At 69.2% G+C, this 16,710-nt stretch carries 13 protein-coding genes; 2 read left to right on the forward strand and 11 right to left on the reverse strand.

Going from position 1 to position 16,710, the window contains the following annotated elements; all coding sequences use genetic code 11:
* Nucleotides 1-10 precede the first annotated feature (10 nt).
* Nucleotides 11-1,324, forward strand: coding sequence for an aromatic ring-hydroxylating dioxygenase subunit alpha (locus tag IE266_RS13965; RefSeq protein WP_189680712.1), 1,314 nt, complete (start codon nt 11-13; stop codon nt 1,322-1,324).
* Nucleotides 1,317-2,756 (forward strand): glutamine synthetase family protein, encoded by a 1,440-nt coding sequence (locus IE266_RS13970; RefSeq protein WP_229864116.1) that lies wholly within the window; start codon nt 1,317-1,319, stop codon nt 2,754-2,756. Before IE266_RS13965 ends, IE266_RS13970 begins: the two co-directional genes overlap by 8 nt.
* 110 nt (nt 2,757-2,866) lie before the next feature.
* Here IE266_RS13970 and IE266_RS13975 read toward each other — a convergent pair whose 3' ends face one another.
* The 11 genes from IE266_RS13975 to IE266_RS14025 all read right to left on the reverse strand — a co-directional run bounded on the left by IE266_RS13975 (nt 2,867) and on the right by IE266_RS14025 (nt 16,645).
* A complete protein-coding gene (locus IE266_RS13975; RefSeq protein WP_189680714.1) occupies nt 2,867-4,165 on the reverse strand; it encodes a cytochrome-c peroxidase in 1,299 nt (432 codons plus the stop codon).
* 852 nt (nt 4,166-5,017) lie between these two features.
* Complete coding sequence (gene xylA / locus IE266_RS13980; RefSeq protein ID WP_189680715.1) at nt 5,018-6,319, reverse strand: xylose isomerase; 1,302 nt, start codon at nt 6,317-6,319, stop codon at nt 5,018-5,020.
* Complete coding sequence (xylB, locus tag IE266_RS13985; RefSeq protein WP_189680716.1) at nt 6,316-7,758, reverse strand: xylulokinase; 1,443 nt, start codon at nt 7,756-7,758, stop codon at nt 6,316-6,318. Before xylB ends, xylA begins: the two co-directional genes overlap by 4 nt.
* A 72-nt stretch (nt 7,759-7,830) precedes the next feature.
* Nucleotides 7,831-8,982, reverse strand: coding sequence for a GumC domain-containing protein (locus IE266_RS13990; protein ID WP_189680717.1), 1,152 nt, complete (start codon nt 8,980-8,982; stop codon nt 7,831-7,833).
* Between the two features lie 34 nt (nt 8,983-9,016).
* A complete protein-coding gene (locus IE266_RS13995) occupies nt 9,017-9,925 on the reverse strand; it encodes a CpsD/CapB family tyrosine-protein kinase (RefSeq protein WP_189680718.1) in 909 nt (302 codons plus the stop codon).
* A gap of 742 nt (nt 9,926-10,667) precedes the next feature.
* Nucleotides 10,668-11,669, reverse strand: coding sequence for a type I glyceraldehyde-3-phosphate dehydrogenase (gene gap / locus IE266_RS14000; protein WP_189680719.1), 1,002 nt, complete (start codon nt 11,667-11,669; stop codon nt 10,668-10,670).
* A gap of 117 nt (nt 11,670-11,786) precedes the next feature.
* Nucleotides 11,787-13,421, reverse strand: coding sequence for a dihydroxyacetone kinase subunit DhaK (locus IE266_RS14005; protein WP_189680720.1), 1,635 nt, complete (start codon nt 13,419-13,421; stop codon nt 11,787-11,789).
* A 10-nt stretch (nt 13,422-13,431) separates the two neighbouring features.
* Nucleotides 13,432-14,427: an ABC transporter ATP-binding protein gene (locus IE266_RS14010; protein WP_189680721.1), complete on the reverse strand. Its 996-nt coding sequence runs from the start codon at nt 14,425-14,427 to the stop codon at nt 13,432-13,434.
* Entirely contained in the window at nt 14,420-15,517 is a 1,098-nt protein-coding gene (locus tag IE266_RS14015) for an ABC transporter ATP-binding protein (RefSeq protein WP_189680722.1), read from the reverse strand. The genes IE266_RS14010 and IE266_RS14015 overlap by 8 nt, the downstream gene beginning before the upstream one ends.
* 4 nt (nt 15,518-15,521) lie before the next feature.
* Nucleotides 15,522-15,710, reverse strand: a complete 189-nt coding sequence (locus IE266_RS14020) for a hypothetical protein (protein WP_189680723.1) — start codon at nt 15,708-15,710, stop codon at nt 15,522-15,524.
* Nucleotides 15,707-16,645 (reverse strand): carbohydrate ABC transporter permease, encoded by a 939-nt coding sequence (locus IE266_RS14025; protein WP_189680724.1) that lies wholly within the window; start codon nt 16,643-16,645, stop codon nt 15,707-15,709. Before IE266_RS14025 ends, IE266_RS14020 begins: the two co-directional genes overlap by 4 nt.
* Nucleotides 16,646-16,710: the final 65 nt, after the last annotated feature.

Consider the following 16,710-nt stretch of genomic DNA (forward strand, 5'->3'; position numbering starts at 1 on the left):
GAGCCCCGCCGTGATCAGCCAGGAACAGAACGACAGTCTCACCCGTGTCGGCCCCGGTAGCGATGCCGGTGCGGTGCTGCGGCTCTACTGGCAGCCCGCCGCCCTGTCGGACGAGCTGATGAAGGCCCGCCCGGTGGTGCCAGTCCGGCTGCTGGGCGAGGACCTGGTGCTGTTCCGCGACCAGGAGGGCAAGCTCGGCCTGATCCAGCGGGCCTGCCCGCATCGCGGCGCCGATCTGTGTTTCGGCCGTCTCGAGGACAACGGCCTGCGCTGCCCCTTCCACGGCTGGCACTTCGACCGCTCGGGCCAATGCGTCGAACAGCCGGGCGAGCCCGAGGGCAGCCGGATGCACGAGCAGATCAAGGCCCGCTCCTACCCGGTGGTCGAGAAGAACGGCATCGTCTGGGCCTACATGGGGCCGGGGGATCCGCCGCCCTTCCCCAACTTCGACTGCTTCCGCGCGCCCGATACCCATGTCTTCGCCTTCAAGGGCCTGTGGGAGTGCAACTGGCTTCAGGCGATGGAGGTCGGCATCGACCCGGCCCATGCCTCCTTCCTGCACCGCTTCCTGCAGGACGAGGACCCGAAGGAGTCCTACGGCAAGCAGTTCCGCGACACCGCCGGGAATACCGAGATCCCGATGACCAAGCTCCTGCGCGACTACCCCCGCCCCGAGATCAGCGTGGACGACACCGACTGGGGCCTGCGCCTCACCGCGCTGCGCCACATGGAGGACGGGCGCACCCATGTGCGCATCACCAACCAGATCTTCCCTGGCGCCATCTGCATCCCGATGAGCCGCGAGATGACCATCACCCAGTGGCATGTTCCCGTCGATGACACGACCTGCTACTGGTATTCCATGTTCACCAGCTTCACCAAGCCCGTCGACAAGGCGCTGATGCGCGAGCAGCGGCTGAAGGAACATCGCCTGCCGGATTACGCGCCGCTCAAGAACGCGCGCAACAATTACGGCTATGACGAGAATGAACAGGCCAGCACGACCTATACCGGCATGGGGCTCGACATCAACGTGCACGACCAATGGGCGGTGGAATCGATGGGCCGCATCCAGGACCGCACGGAAGAGCATCTCGGCAAGACCGACGTCGGCATCATCCGCAACCGCCGCCGCCTGCGCGACGCCATCGCGGCGGTGAAAGCGGGCGAGTTGGACCGCCTGCCGATGCGCAACGGCGGCACCGAGGCGCTCACCGGCCCGGTCTCGAACGACACCATCGCCACCGGCGGCAACTGGCACGCCGCGGCGGCCGAGGCCGATGTCGCGCGCCGCGCCTCCTGCCCCTGGGATGCAAGTGTCTGAGCCGGGCGCGCTGGCGCGACTGGGCCTGACCGGCCCCGACCATGACGAGGCCTCTGCCGCGCTGCTGGCGCGGGTCGCCGAGGCCGGGCTTGAAACGATCCGCGTGGTCTTTGCCGACCAGCACGGGCTGCTGCGTGGCAAGACGGTGGTCTCCGAGGCGCTGGGATCGGTGCTGAGGAACGGCCTCGCCGCGCCCTCGACGCTGCTGTTGAAGGACACCTCGCACCGCACCGTCTTCCCGGTCTGGTCCGAGGATCCGGGCATCGGTGCCGGGCTGATGCGCGGGGCGAGCGACGTACTGATGGTGCCCGACCCGGCCAGCCTGTGGATCCTGCCCTGGGCGCCGCATTCCGCCTGGTTGATGGCCGACGTGGCCTTCCGCGACGGCACGCCGATCCCCTTCACCTCGCGCACCGTTCTGGCCCAGGCCGAGGCCTCGCTGGCCGCCCAGGGGATGCGCGCGCTGATGGGGCTGGAGGTCGAGTTCCACGTCTTCGAGCGGCTCGACACCGGGCTGGATCACGCCCAGACCACGATGCCCGGCGCGCCGGTGCAGACGCGGGCCCTGAACCAGGGCTACCAGTTCCTGACCGAGACCCGCTACGCCGAGGCCGAGGGTATGCTCGACAGCCTGCGCCGGGCGGCGCAGGCGATGGGGATGCCGGTGCGCTCGGTCGAGATCGAGATGGGGCCGAGCCAGTTCGAATTCACCTTCGACCCCGGCCCGCCGATGGCGCAGGCCGAGACCATGGTGATGTTCCGCACGCTGGTGAAGGAGGTCTGCGCCGCGCAGGGTCTGCACGCCAGTTTCATGGCCAAGCCCCGGCTGGAGAACATCGCCGCCAACGGCTGGCATGTGCATCAGTCGGTGACGGATGCGGCGGGGCGGAACATCTTCATGCCGGGAGCGGATGGCTCGCTGCGCGCGCAGGCGCAGGGCTGGATCGCCGGCTTGCTGGCCCATGCACCGGCGCTCTCGCTGCTGATGGCGCCGACGGTGAACAGCTACAAGCGCTACCAGCCGTTCCAGCTCGCCCCCAACCGCATCGCCTGGGGCCGCGACAACCGCGGCGCGATGCTGCGGCTGCTCTCGGCGCCGGGCGATCCGGCCAGCCGCGTCGAGAACCGCGCCCCCGACAGCACCGCGAACCCCTATTACGCCTTCGCCGGCCAGATCGCCGCCGGTCTCGACGGCATCGCCCAGGGCATGACCCTGCCGCCCGAGACGCTCTCGCCCTACGACAGCGCCGCGCCGCTGCTGCCGACGAACATGGCGACCGCGATCGCGGCCTTCGAAGGCTCGGAGATGCTGCACCACGAGTTCGGCAGCGACTTCGTGGACTACCTCGCCCGGATCAAACGGGCCGAGTGGGAGAGGTATCTTGGCAGCGTCTCGGAGTGGGAACAGGCGGAGTATTTCAACCTGTTCTGAGCGAAGCGACGGGGTCCTCCTGCTCTCGCAACATAGGGCTGCGCCCGCCCTTGGGGGCGGTCAGGCGCAGCCTGGCGGCGCTTCGCGCCCTGATTCCGGGCAAGAGGCCCCTACCGCGCCACCGCCAGCCCGCTCGGCACCGCCTCCGGCACGCCCATCCGCCCCGGCAAGCTGGCGGTATCGGTGAGCGCGCCGAGGAAGGCGATCAGGTCGGCGATCTCGGCCTCGCTCAATTCCACCAGCGCCAGCGTGTTGGCGGCGGCGATGGCCTGCACCTCCTCGGGGGCCGAGAGGATCGCCAGGTCGGTCGTCACCGCCAGTTCGGGTAGGATCCGCTGCGCGCGGTCGTACGTCGCAAGCCCATCTAGCGGCGAAAGGTGGTGGCGGATCACCCCGTCGAGCGTCGCATGGGTGCCGGCATGGCCATAGGGCGCGGTCTGGGTGACGTTGCGCAGCGAGGGCGTGCGGAAGGCATAGGCGTCGGTCGGCTCGCCCGTCACCCGCATCCGGCCGATGTCACGGCTATGGCGCTCGAAGCGGGCGGCCTTGCCGGGGCCGATCTGCGGCATGGCGATGGCGTGGAAACCGTGGTCGGTCTGGAAGCGCCCGGCGTGGCAGGCATCGCAGCCGGCCTTGCCGTAGAAGAGTTCCATCCCCCGCGCGGCCGAGGCGTCCAGCGGCGTGCCGTCGCGCAGGTAGCGGTCGAAGGGGCTGTCGTCGGCCCGCCACTCCAGCGCGATGAAGGCGGCGAGCGCGTTGGCGATATCGGCGAAGGCGATGGGGCGGGGGCCTATCACCCCGTCGAAGGCGGCACGATAGGCGGGGATCGCCTCTACGCGGGCCGAGAGGATCGACCAGGCGCCGCCCTCGCCGGTGAGGAAGCCGAGCCGGACGGCCCTGGCGACATCGTTCTCGGTGTAATGCCCGGCCATCTCGTCCGGCGAGAGGACGGGGAACATCGCCTGCGCCGAGAGGGCGTTGTCGAAGCCCTCGGCCATGTCCTCGCCCAGCGGCGTGCGGATGCCGTGCGGGCGGGTGGGGTCGTCCTCGAGCCGGCCGTCGGCGAAGAAATGGGTGAACTCGGTGGCCCCGAGGTTGAACAGCGCGGGCGAGTTGCGGGGGATGCGCTGCTCGGGCGGGTTGGCCGGGTCGGCGTGGCGGTCCGGGCCGAGGCCGATGCCGCCGTCACCCAAGCCGAGCGAGAGGCCGTCCGAGGTGGCGAAACGAGGGTGGTGGCAAGTGGCGCAGGAGACCTCGCGGTTGCCGCTGAGGATGGGGTCGTAGAACAGCAACTGGCCGAGGGCGGCCTCGGCGGGATCGACCGGGCGGAAGGCCGATTCTTCGCGCGGGAGCGGACCGGCGGCGGCCGGGGCGGCGGCGATCAGGAGGGGGAGCAGTAGGCGGAACATGGGCGCCTCTCGGGGCTGGAATTCGGGCGGATTTGCCGGGGTCTCGGAGTGTCCCAGCTAGGACGGGGGGTCATGGCGTTGAAATTATTATGTTTTCTTTGAGAGTGGTTTTTCGGGTGGGTTTTCGTGCCCTCTGGGGGGCTTTTGATAGGAGGCGGGTGCGGGGCGGGGAGTGCTGCGCCCCCTCACCCTGGCCCTCTCCCCCGAGGGGAGAGGGGAGTGCTTTTGATTGGGATGGGTGTGGGGTGGTTGGGGGATTGCCCCCTCCCTGGCCCTCCCGTGAAAGGGTGCGTTTTGGTTGAAGTTGGGGGCGGGGTGGGGTGTGCCGCGCCCCCTCACCCTTACCCTCTCCCCCGAGGGGAGAGGGGAGTGCTTTTGATTGGGGTGGGTGCGGGGCGGTTGGGGGATTGCCCCCTCCCTGACCCTCCCGTGAAAGGGTGCGTTTTGGTTGAAGTTGGGGGCGGGGTGGGGTGTGCCGCGCCCCCTCACCCTTACCCTCTCCCCCGAGGGGAGAGGGGAGTGCTTTTGATTGGGGTGGGTGTGAGGCGGTTGGCAGATTGCCCCCTCCCTGACACTCCCGTGAAAGGGTGCGTTTTGGTTGAAGTTGGGGGCGGGGTGGGGTGTGCTGCGCCCCCTCACCCTTACCCTCTCCCCCGAGGGGAGAGGGGAGCCCTCTTCACTGCGGCAAGTCCAGGGACGGAAGCGGCGTGCGTCCTCTCCCCCAAGAGCGCAGGAGACCGCCATCCTCCCCACCGGCAGGACCCGCCCGGACAACGCGCCGTCCCCTCCGCCCGCGCCTCCCCTCTCCCGGAGGGGAGAGGGGATGGGGGTGAGGGCGCGCGGGGGCATCGCTCAGACGAAACGGTTGACGTAGTTCTCGAGGATCTCCTGCCGTCCCGAGCGGGGCTGCGGATCGATCTCGCCCGACATCACCCGCGCGGAGAGCGCCGCCAGGTCGCTGGCCAGGATCCCCCTGCCCTTCTCCGAGGCCCAGCCGGCATAGCGTTCGGCCAGCGCGGCATCCAGCCCGCCGTCCTCGATCATCGCCGCCGCCGCCTTGAGGCCGCGCGCGCAGATGTCCATGCCGCCGACATGCGCGGCCACCAGGTCCTCGGCATCGAGCGACTGGCGCCGGATCTTGGCGTCGAAATTGGTGCCGCCGGAGGTGAACCCGCCGGCCTTCAGGATGTGGTAATAGGCCAGCGCCACCTCGGGGGTGTTGTTCGGGAACTGGTCGGTATCCCAGCCGGACTGGTAGTCGTTGCGGTTCATGTCGATCGACCCGAAGACGCCCAGCGCCGCCGCCGTAGCGATCTCGTGCTCGAAGCTGTGCCCGGCGAGGATGGCATGGCCCTGCTCGATGTTGAGCTTCACCTCCTTCTCCAACCCGTATTTCTGCAGGAAGCCGAAGCAGGTGGCGACGTCGTAGTCATACTGGTGCTTCGACGGCTCCTGCGGCTTGGGCTCGACCAGGATCGTGCCCTTGAAGCCGATCTTGTGCTTGTAGTCGACCACCATGTTCAGGAACCGCCCCATGTGGTCGAGCTCGGCGCCCATGTCGGTGTTCAGCAGCGTCTCGTAGCCCTCGCGCCCGCCCCAGAGCACGTAGTTCTCCCCGCCCAGCCGGTGGGTCGCATCCATGCACATCTTCACCGTTGCGGCGGCATAGGCGAAGACCTCGGGGTCGGGGTTGGTCGCGGCGCCGGCCATCCAGCGGCGGTGGCTGAACATATTGGCGGTGCCCCAGAGCAGGCGCGTCTTCCGGGTCGCCATCTTCTCCTCGAAATAGGCGATGATCTCCTGAAAACGGTCGTGGCTTTCCCTGAAGGTCGCGGCCTCGGGGCGGATGTCGGCATCGTGCCAGCAGAAGAAGGGCGCGCCCAGGATGTCGAAGAGGTCGAAGGCGCAGTCGGCCTTGACGCGCGCGCGCGCCATCGCGTCCTGCGGATGCCAGGGCCGTTCGAAGGTCTGCCCGCCGAAGGGGTCGCCGCCCTCCCAGGCGAAGCTGTGCCAATAGGCGACGGCAAAGCGCAGGTGGTCCTCCATCCGCTTGCCCAGCACGATTTCGTCGGGGTTGTAGTGTCGATAGGCGAGGCCGGTGCTCTCAGGGTCATAGCGGACCGGCTCGATGCCGGCGAAGAAGGGATGGGTCATGGCAGGGCTCTCAGGGCTGGATAGGCGGCGGCGAAGGCGGCGTGGGCCGCTTCGCAGGCCGCGGTGAGATCGGGACGCGGGAGGAGGGTTTCGGCAACCGGGGGCTTGGTCATCACCTCGGAAGGCGCGGCCCCGGTCACACCGCAGAGGGCAAGGCGGGCGGCGCCGAGTGCCGCACCGAATTCACCGCTTTGCGGCAGGTCGATGGGCAGGTTCAGCACCGTGGCCAGCAGCTCGACCCAATAGCGCGAGCGGGTGCCGCCGCCGATGGCGAGCAGCCGGTCGAGCCGCGCGCCGGTGGATTGCAGGGCGATCAGGCTGTCCTTCAGGGCAAAGCTCACCCCCTCGATCACCGCGCGGGTGAGGTCGGCCTGTTCGGAGGCGATGTCGAGGTTGAGAAGGGCGCCGCGGATGGCGCTGTCGTTGTGCGGGGTGCGCTCGCCCGAGAGGTAGGGCAGAAAGCGCAGTCGTCCCGGTGCGCGCAGCGGCCCCAGGGCCTGGGTCAGGTCGGCGGGCCTGGTGCCGGTGACCCTGGCCAGCCAGTTCAACGAGTCGGTGGCGGCGAGGATCACGCCCATCTGATACCAGGTGTCCGGGATGGCGTGGCAGAAGGTGTGAACGGCGCTTTCGGGCGCCGGGGCAAAGCCGTCGCGGGCGGCGAGCAGGACGCCGGAGGTACCGAGGCTGACAAAGCCGTCGCCCTCGGCCAGCGCGCCGACGCCGCAGGCCGAGGCGGCATTGTCGCCGCCACCGGCAATGACCAGAGCGCCCTCGGGCAGGCCCAGGTCGCGGGCGACCTCGGGGCGCAGCGGGCCGACGATGCCGGTGCCCTCCAGCAGCTCGGGCATCTGGTCACGGCGCATTCCCGATTTCGCCAGGAGGACGTCCGACCACGCCCGCCGGCCCACGTCCATCCAGGCGGTACCGGCGCTGTCGGACATGTCGGAGGCGGCGCGGCCGGTCAGCCAGAAGGAGAGATAGTCCTTGGGCAGCAGCACCCTGGCGGTGCGGGCAAAGGCTTCGGGTTCATGCTCGGCGACCCAGAGCACCTTGGGCGCGGTGAAGCCGGGAAATACGATGTTGCCGCTTATGCGGCGGAAGTCGGGGTCGGCGTCGAGGCGGGCGGCCTGGGCATGGCTGCGGGTGTCGTTCCAGAGCAGGCAGGGGCGCAGCACCGCGCCGCTTTCGTCCAGCAAGGTCGCGCCATGCATCTGGCCGGAAAGGCCGATGCCCCGGACCCCGGCCAGCGACTGGCGCGCGCCCAGTTCGCCCAGCGCGGCGCGGGTGGCGGCGATCCAGTCGGCGGGGTCCTGCTCGGACCAGCCGGGGTGCGGATGGGCGACCGGGGTCGCCGCCTCGGCGCTGTCGCGCACGGAGCCGTCGTCGCGCAGCAGCACGGCGCGGACGCCGGACGTGCCGAGATCCAGACCGATGAACATGGTTCCTCCCCCTGTTGGGAGGAACTGTCCCGCGATTTAATTCCGGTGTCAAATTAAAAAGCGGGAGCGGGGTCAGAGCGGCCCCGCGCCGTTGCGCGGGCGGCGGCTGGCGGGGTCGGCGCGGGGGACGCTGACGATGGTCTCGGCGCCGGTGAGGCGGCGGAGCTGGCGGGTGGTGCGCACCACCGGGCTGCGCCAGTCGAGGAAGAGCGCCAGCGCCACAGCAAGGACCATGGTGAGCAGCCCGCCACCGAAGGCGATGGCGGCGCGCGGGTCGCGCAGCGGGGTCTCGGGGGCCTCGGCGGGGATCACGACGGTCAGCCGCTCGGCCATGCGGCGGGTTTCCATCATATGGGCGAGTTCGGCCGCCTCGCGCGCCTCGCGGGCTTCGTCGAGCTGGTCGGAGATGCCGGCGAGGCCGCGGAGGAGGCCGGCGTAATCCTGTTCCAGGCTGGCCGGCGGGGCAAGACGGCGCAGCAGGGCGCGGCGCTCGGCGGCCAGCTCGGCGCGGCGGCGGTCGAGCGGTACGGCGGCGTCGGCTCCGTCAAGCGCGTTGCGGGCGCGGTCGATCTCCAGGATCTCGCCGTCGAGGCGCGAGAGGGCGTCCATGCCCTCGGGATCGCGGCGCGCCAGTTCGGCGTCATGCTCGGTGCGGAAGGCGCTGATGCGGCGTTCCTGGTCGGCGAGGTCGGCGGCAAGCTCGCGCTCGCGGGCGGTGGTAAAATCGATGGCGGCCTGGGCCTCGGCGATGCGCAGCAGCACGCTTTCGCGGATCAGCCGGTGGCCGAGCTCCTGCGCCAGCAGGCGCGCCTGTTCGGGGTCGTTCCAGCGCGCCGCCACATGGATGCGCAGGGGCGCGTCCGGGTCGGTCGAAGGCTCGATCCGCAGGTCGAGTTCCTGGCGCAGCTTGGCGGCCTGGGCGACGGGGCTCGTCCTGGGCTGGTCGGCGAAGAGGTCATAGGCCGAGGCGACCGCGAGCAGCGCCTCGTTGCTTTCCATCGCGCGGATCAGCCCGTCCACCTGGTTGCGCAGGCGTCCGGTGTCCACCTCGCCGTCGAGGCGCGGCGCGACGGACTGGATCACCTCGCGGGCCTCGTAGGTCGGTTTAACCATCGTCCCGAGACCGGCGGAGAGCACGAACCCCAGGCTCATGACGGCCAGGATCAGCGACGAACGGCGGCGCAGGGTGTCGAGCGTCTCGTCGAGGCGCGGAAGGGTCTTCATTGCTATTTTCCCGTCCCGGTCTTCGCGTCCCGGCTCACACGTGCGCCGGGTCCGGCCCGGTGCGGCGGGCCAGGTTGAGGACGACACCCAACACCGGCGACTGCCCGGCCAGCATCTCTTCGCAGCGGGTGATGTGCTCGGGCCGGGTGCGGGTCGCGTCGGCCACCAGCACCACCCCGTCGACCTGCGGCAGGAAGGCCGAGAGGTCGTCGCGTTCCAGGATCGGCGGCAGATCGCAGATCAGCACGTCGGGCTGGAGCTGGTCCATCATGTGGGTCACCGCCAGGGCGGCGGCGTCACTGTTGAGCAGGCCCGCCGCGGGCTCGGCGCTGTCGCGGGCAAGACCGGCGGCCAGGGTGTCGGAGAGGCGGACGAAATGCTCGTGCACCCGCTCGCGCCCGGTGAGAAAGCCGCGCATGTCGTCGGGGCCCATCACCCGCAGCGCGCGGGCCAGCGCCGGGCGGTGCAGGTTGAGATCCATGACCACGGTGCGCAGCCCCGGCACCATCGCAAAGCTGCGGGCGAGGTTGACCGTCGCGAAGGTGGTGCCGCAGCCGGCGGTGGGCGCGGCCAGCGCGATGCGGCGCAGCCCGTGACCGCGCAGGTGCTTGAGCAGCCGGGTGCGCAACTGGTCGAAGGCCAGCTCGACCGTCTCGTCGCCCGCGCCGTTCATCGGCAGCACCGGGCGGACGGCGCGCAGGCCGCTCCAGATGTCACCGCTCGGCTGGACCGGCGCACGCGGCGCCGGCGCCGGCGTAAAGGTCGAGGTGACCACGCGCAGCTTGGCCGGGCCCGGCGCAGGCCGGGGCGCGAACACGGGCTGACTTACCGGTGCCGGGGTATCGGTTTTTCGGAAGAAGCCGCGGTTCTTGGGTTCCGGCAGGCTGTGCCACAGCGTGCCAAGCCGGTGATCCGTCCGGTCGAACGGGTGTTCGTCATCCATGATGTCCCCCTTCCAGGTGCCCCGGCTTGGCGTCGAGCGGGCCGGGGTCGGGTCTTTCCGTTCTTGTTCGCATCGTATGCTCGATGCCTTGCATGATCCTGCGCAGGGCATGCCCCGCCCGGTCGAGGACCGGGCGCGCGCGCCTCGCGATGCCATGAAGACGGTCCCCCCAGGGTCCGGCTTCGGGGCGTTCGAGCCGCTGCCAATGCGCTTCGGGAACAAAGGCTGCGAGCGGTCTGAAGGGTGAGTCCACGTTAGCGTGGACAGGAGATGAGGGCCCCGGCGGCAGCTGCGGGCCCTCTGCGGCCGAGGAGTGCGCGGGGGCACCGTAACCGGTCCCTTTCGCCCCCGCGTGATCCTGGCCTGTCTCCATCGAGTCACCTATCAGGCCGCCCGCACCGGACCCCAGTCCGGATGGGAAAAATCCCTGGCCCGCTTAATCGTTACCACACCAGCCATACCGGCCCTTCGGACCGGGATGGTGGTCAAGGCAACACCCCACCGCCGGGAAAACACCAACACGACAACGACCGTGCGGCAGACCTGCGCCTTGACCGAGAATGAAATTAGCACCACGGATCGGCCGTGTTCTGGAAATCGGATCGAACACACTGTTTCCGCACAGAAACGGCCATTTTTTGACATATTTCCGAAAACGGTCGGAAACAGTCCCGGCAGACCCGTCAGATTGTTTCTGACAGGGGCCTGTTTTGCCGCGATTCAGCAGAGTCGGGGGGTGTTTTCAGCCCGCTGCGGCCATGGCTCCGGCGGTGTCGAGCATCCGGTTGGAGAAGCCCCATTCGTTGTCATACCAGGCGAGAATGCGGGTCAAACCCGCCTCGCCCACCGAGGTCTGCGCGGAGGCGAAGACCGAGGAATGCGGGTTGTGGTTGAAGTCCGACGAGACCAGCGGCAGGTCGGAGAGGGCGAGGATGCCCTTCAATGGTCCGGCGGCGGCCTTGGCGATGGCGTCGTTGACCGCCTCGGCGGTGATCGGCCGCTCGGCCAGGAAACACAGGTCGACGGCCGAGACATTGGGCGTCGGCACCCGGATGGCGGAGCCGTCGAGCTTGCCCTTGAGGTTCGGCAGCACCAGCCCGATGGCCTTGGCGGCGCCGGTGGAGGTCGGGATCATCGACAGCGCGGCAGCGCGGGCGCGGTAGAGGTCCTTGTGCGCGGTATCCAGCGTCGGCTGATCGCCGGTATAGGAATGGATCGTGGTCATGTAGCCCGAGACGATGCCGAAGGCGTCGTCGAGCACCTTGGCCACCGGGGCGAGACAGTTGGTGGTGCAGGAGCCGTTGGAGACGATCAGGTCAGCGGCGGTCAGGGTGTCATGGTTGACGCCGAAGACGATGGTCTTGTCGGCGCCCGAGGCCGGGGCCGAGACCAGCACGCGGGCCGAGCCGTTGGCGAGATGCGCCTCGGCCTTCTCGCGCGCGGTGAAGATGCCGGTGCATTCCAGCGCCACGTCGACGCCGGCCCAGGGCAGTTTCGCCGGATCACGCTCGGCGGTGACGCGGATGCGGTGGCCGTTCACCACGATATGGTCCTCGCCCAGCGTCACCTCGGCGTTGAAGTGGCCATGCACGGAATCGAACTGGAGCAGGTGGGCATTGGTGGCCACCGGGGCGAGGTCGTTGATGGCGACGATCTCGACATCCTTGCGGCCGCTTTCGATCCAGGCGCGGAGGACGCAGCGGCCGATGCGGCCGAATCCGTTGATGGCGAGCTTGACGGTCATGGCGGGGTCCTCGGGGCTGCGCGTGTGGTAGGGGCTGCGTGATTGGTAGCGCTAACATCGTAGCATAGGGTGCCGGGTGTTTCCAGTGGGTGCGCCATGAATGCGCACCCTACGGCGTCACGCCTCCTGGTGGTGGCGGGCGACGAATTCGAACAGGCGGGCGACGGCCTCGGCGCCGGGGTCCTTGTGGCCGACGAGTTGCTCGGCGGCGATGTAGCTGGCCCGACCCGCCTTGGCGCGGCGCATCGCGGCGGTGGCCTCGGCCCCGGCTCGGGCAGCCTCGGCGGCCTGGTCCAGCCCGGCAGACAGCGCGTCGAGCGCGGGCGAGAGGGCGTCGATCATAGTGCGGTCCCCCACGCGCGCACCGCCGACCTGCTGCACCCGGTCGAGCCCCGCGCGCAGCGCGCCTATGGGATTGGCGCCATTGGCCGAGGCATCGCCGGCGGCGGCGAAGAAGATCGCCAGCAGCACGCCGGAGGAGCCGCCCATGGTCTGGCTCAGCTCCAGCCCGATGGCGCGGTAGAGCTGGGTGAGGTCGGCCAGCGGCAGCCGGTCGACCGCCTTGGTCAGCGCGCGGGCAGCGGTGGCGAGCGTCGAGCCGGTGTCGCCGTCGCCGGCATGGGCGTCGAGATCGTTCAGCGCGGCCTCGGCCCCGATCATCACCTGGCAGCATTCGGTGAGGAACCGCGCCATCGCCGGGTTCTTCGAGGGCATCGGCTGGATCGGGGTCAGCCCGTCGGGCAGCGGCAGCACCTGCACCGGGCCCACCGAACGGCAGCCGGGCCAGGCCCAGGGCGCGACCGGGGCCTGCAGCAGCGTCTCCTCTGCCGGGCCGACGGGCAGCAGCGAGACCGAGAAGCCCTGCATGTCGAGCGAGGTCATCAGCGGCGCCGGGCCGACCATCCAGCGGATGCGGTCACCGATGGGAGAGCGGATCAGCTCCTCGGCCAGTACCGCCATCTCCAGCGGCATCGCGCCGCCGAGGTTGTTCAGGAGCGCCACATGCGGACCGGGGCCGATCTTCGGCGCGAGGCGTTCGGCCACCATGCGCATGGCCTCGGCGGCGGTGGTGAAGTCGACCTGCTCGATCCCCGGTTCACCGTGGATGCCGAGGCCCAGCTCGGCCTTGCCCGAGGCTATGCGGTCCTGCTTGGGCGAGCCGGGCACGGTGCAGGTGTCGAGCGACATGCCAATGGAGACCACTCCCGCGATGGCCTTCTTCGCCGCGGCCGTCACTGCCGCGAGGTCGGCGCCCTGGTCGGCCAGCGCCCCGGCGATCTTGTGCACGAAGAGCGTCCCGGCCACCCCGCGCGCCTGCGGCGTGTCGGGCAGCGCGATGTCGTCGTCAACCACCACCATGCTCACGTCCAGCCCGAAGGCCCGCGCCCGTTCCGCCGCAAGGCCGAAGTTCAGCCGGTCGCCGGTGTAGTTCTTGACGATCAGCAGGCAGCCCGCCTTGCCGGTCACCGCGAGGATCGCCGCCAGCACGGCATCGACCGAGGGAGAGGCGAAGACATCGCCGCAGACCGCCGCCGTCAGCATTCCCTGCCCCACGAAACCGGCGTGGCTGGGTTCATGCCCCGAGCCGCCGCCCGAGACCAGCGCGACGCGGGACTTGTCCCAGTCGGTGCGCAGCACGACCTTGATATGCGGATAGCCGTCGAGCCGCGCCAGCCTGCCGCCGCCCATGCGCAGCGCGCCGTCGATGGCCTCGGTGACCAGCGTGTCCTTGCTGTTGATGAACTGCTTCATGGCCTTCTCCTCATCCGATCCGCGCGCCGGCGGCGTCGAAATACAGCGCCGCGCGGGGCTGGATGGCGACGGTGTCGCCGGGTTCATAGGACGTGTGCACTTCGGTCAGGGTAACGATGTCATGGCCTTCGAGCCGCAGGTGCAGGCGGGTCTGGTCGCCCAGCCGTTCGACCCGGATCACCTCGGCGGGCTTGCCCTCGCCCTGGGCGACATGCTCGGGGCGCATCCCGATGGTGCGGGCACCGCTTGGCGCGCCGCCGAACAGCCCGGCAGGCAGCAGGTTGATGCGCGGCAGGCCGAGGCGCGAGGCGACGTAGCTGCTGACCGGCGATTCATAGATCTCGCGCGGGGTACCGAACTGCACCAGCCGCCCCTGGTCGAGCACGCCGACATGGGTGGCCATGGTCATCGCCTCGATCTGGTCATGGGTGACATAGAGCAAGGTCGCACCGAGATCGGCCTGGATGCGCTTCAGCTCGATCCGGAGGTCGGCGCGCAGCTTGGCGTCGAGCGAGGAGAGCGGCTCGTCCATCAGGTAGATCTGCGGCGAGCGCACCAGCGCACGCCCGATCGAGACGCGCTGCATCTCGCCGCCAGAAAGCGCGGTGGCCTTGTTGTCGAGCTTGTGGGCGATGTGCAGCACCTCGGCCACCTCGCGCACCTTGCGGGTGATCTGCTCCTCGGGCGTCTTCAGGATCGGCGAGCGCAGCGGGAAGGCGAGATTATCGCGCACGGTGAGGTGCGGGTAGAGCGAGTATTGCTGGAACACCATCGCCACGTCGCGCTGCGCCGGGGTGTCGCGGACCACCGAGCGCCCGCCGATCAGGATATCGCCGGTGTCGGCCTGCTCCAGCCCCGAGATCAGCCGCAGCACGGTGGTCTTGCCCGCGCCGGTCGGCCCCAGCAGCACCACGAAGGCTCCGTCGGGGATGGTCAGCGTGACGTCGCGCACCGCCCTTGTCGCGCCGAAGGCCTTGGAGACGCCATTCAGGATGACCTCAGCCATGGCCCAGCACTCCCTCGTTGAGATCGGAGCGCAGGGCGCGGCCCGACTGGCTGTCGAACAGGGTGACGGTGGCCGGATCGAAGCCGAGCGCCACGGTCTCGCCGGTGCGCGCCACCTGGTCCGAGGGGATGCGCGCCTTGAGCCGCCCGCCCGGCGTCTTCAGCGTGACGATCTGGGTGGTGCCGAGGTATTCGCTCGCCACGATCTCGCCGCGGAAATCGCCGGCGTCGGAGAGGCGGACATGCTCGGGGCGCACGCCGAAGACCATGTCGCCGTCGAAGGCCTCGCGCATCTCGGGAATCATGAAGCGGTGCCGGTGCATCGCCACCTCGACCGCACCGGCCTCGACCTGGCCGGTGAACTTGAGGAAGTTCATCGCCGGCGAGCCGATGAAATCGGCGACGAAGAGCGTTGCGGGCTTGTCGTAAATGTCCTGCGGGGTGCCGAACTGCTCGATCACGCCATGGTTCATCACCACGATCTTGTCGCCCATCTGCATGGCTTCGAGCTGGTCATGGGTGACATAGACCGTGGTCGCCCCCATCCGGTCGTGCAGGGCGCGCAGCTCCTCGGCCATGTGCTCGCGGAACTCGGCGTCGAGCGCGCCGAGCGGCTCGTCCATCATGAAGGCCTTGGGATCGCGCACGATGGCGCGGCCCAGCGCCACGCGCTGGCGGTCGCCGCCCGAGAGCCCGCCGACGGGGCGGTCTAGGATGTCCTCGATCCCGAGGATCCGCGCCACCTCGGCCACCTTCTCGCGCACCCGCGCGCGCGGCATCCCCTGGCTGACCAGCGGGTAGGAGATGTTCTTCCTCACGTTCATATGCGGGTAGAGCGCGAACATCTGGAAGACGAAGGCGATGTCGCGGGCGCTTGCCGGCTTCTGGCTGACCTCCTCGCCGTCGATCCAGATCTCGCCACTGGTCGGCAACTCCAGCCCGGCGATCATCCGGAGCGTGGTGGTCTTGCCGCAGCCCGAGGGGCCCAGCAGCATGAAGAACTCGCCGTCCTCGATCTTGAAGGACGAGGCCTGCACGGCGGTGAAGTCGCCGAAGTCCTTGCGGAGGTCCTTGATGACGATCTCGGCCAAGGCGCTACTCCGGGAAATGGCTGACGACGATGAACATCACCGTTCCGGCCAGCGTCGTGAGGAAGGACCAGGTATAGGCGGCAAGCCAGAAGGGCTGCATCAGCATGACCACGCCCAGGCCGATGAGGATGGAGGCGACCATCTCCCAGGGGCCGCGGCGCAGGCGCAGAAGGCCGTTGAGGAAACCGCTCATTTGCGCACCGCTCCGAAGGTGATGCCCCGCAGCAGGTGCTTGCGCAGCAGGATGGTGAAGATCATCACCGGCAGCAGGAACAGCGTCGCCGCCGCCGCGATGGCCGGCCAGTCGAGGCCGCCGACGCCGATGATCGTCGGGATGAAGGGCGGCGCGGTCTGCGCGGTGCCGGTGGTCAGCAGCACGGCGAAGGCATATTCGTTCCAGGCGAAGATCAGGCAGAAGATCGCGGTCGAGGCGATGCCGGTGGCCGCCTGCGGCAGCACCACCTTCACGAAGGCCTGGAAGCGGGTATAGCCGTCGATCAGCGCCGCTTCCTCGTATTCGCGCGGGATCTCGTCGATGAACCCCTTGAGCAGCCAGACCGCGAGGCTGATGTTCACCGCCGTGTAGAGCAGGATCATGCCCAGGTGCGTGTCCGACAGGCCCAGCTGGCGATACATCAGGAAGATCGGGATCGCGACGGCGATGGGCGGCATCATCCGGGTCGAGAGGATGAAGAAAAGCAGGTCGTCCTTCAACGGGATCTTGAAGCGGCTGAACGCATAGGCCGCGAGCGTGCCGAGCACGATCGACAGGAAGGTCGAGCCGAAGCCGATGATGACCGAGTTGAGGAAACGCTCTCCGAACTTCGAGGGGCCGGCGATCACCATGTCGTATTGCCGCACGATCTCGTCCGCCCAGGTCTGCGGCGGGTTGGCGGCAAGGAACTCGGGCGTCTGCCGGGTGCGGGTGGTGAAGAGGTTGACGTAGCCTTCCAGCGTCGGCTCGAAGACCACCTTGGGCGGATAGCTGATCGCATCGGCGGGCGACTTGAACCCGGTGAGCAGGATCCAGACCAGCGGGATCATGGTGATGAGCGCGTAGAGGATGACCAGCGTGCCGGCGATCCACTTCTGCCGGGCCGAGGGTTCGGTGATCGAATAGCTGCTCATGCCCAAGCCTCCGCCTGCCGCCCCGCGTCCCCTCTCCCCTCGGGGGAGAGGGTCAGGGTGAGGGG

Origin of the sequence: Seohaeicola zhoushanensis (assembly GCF_014656415.1) — a bacterium.
In the GTDB taxonomy this organism is placed as follows: domain Bacteria; phylum Pseudomonadota; class Alphaproteobacteria; order Rhodobacterales; family Rhodobacteraceae; genus Seohaeicola_A; species Seohaeicola_A zhoushanensis.

Bases quoted from the DNA above. Each gene is read 5' to 3' on its own strand.
- xylB (WP_189680716.1), bottom strand. From the start codon at position 7,758: ATGTTCATCGGTCTGGATCTCGGCACGTCCGGCGTCCGCGCCGTGCTG.
- IE266_RS13995 (WP_189680718.1), bottom strand. From the start codon at position 9,925: ATGGATGACGAACACCCGTTCGACCGGACGGATCACCGGCTTGGCACG.
- gap (WP_189680719.1), bottom strand. From the start codon at position 11,669: ATGACCGTCAAGCTCGCCATCAACGGATTCGGCCGCATCGGCCGCTGC.
- IE266_RS13975 (WP_189680714.1), bottom strand. From the start codon at position 4,165: ATGTTCCGCCTACTGCTCCCCCTCCTGATCGCCGCCGCCCCGGCCGCC.
- IE266_RS14020 (WP_189680723.1), bottom strand. From the start codon at position 15,710: ATGAGCGGTTTCCTCAACGGCCTTCTGCGCCTGCGCCGCGGCCCCTGG.
- IE266_RS13990 (WP_189680717.1), bottom strand. From the start codon at position 8,982: ATGAAGACCCTTCCGCGCCTCGACGAGACGCTCGACACCCTGCGCCGC.
- IE266_RS14005 (WP_189680720.1), bottom strand. From the start codon at position 13,421: ATGAAGCAGTTCATCAACAGCAAGGACACGCTGGTCACCGAGGCCATC.
- IE266_RS14025 (WP_189680724.1), bottom strand. From the start codon at position 16,645: ATGAGCAGCTATTCGATCACCGAACCCTCGGCCCGGCAGAAGTGGATC.
- IE266_RS14010 (WP_189680721.1), bottom strand. From the start codon at position 14,427: ATGGCTGAGGTCATCCTGAATGGCGTCTCCAAGGCCTTCGGCGCGACA.
- xylA (WP_189680715.1), bottom strand. From the start codon at position 6,319: ATGACCCATCCCTTCTTCGCCGGCATCGAGCCGGTCCGCTATGACCCT.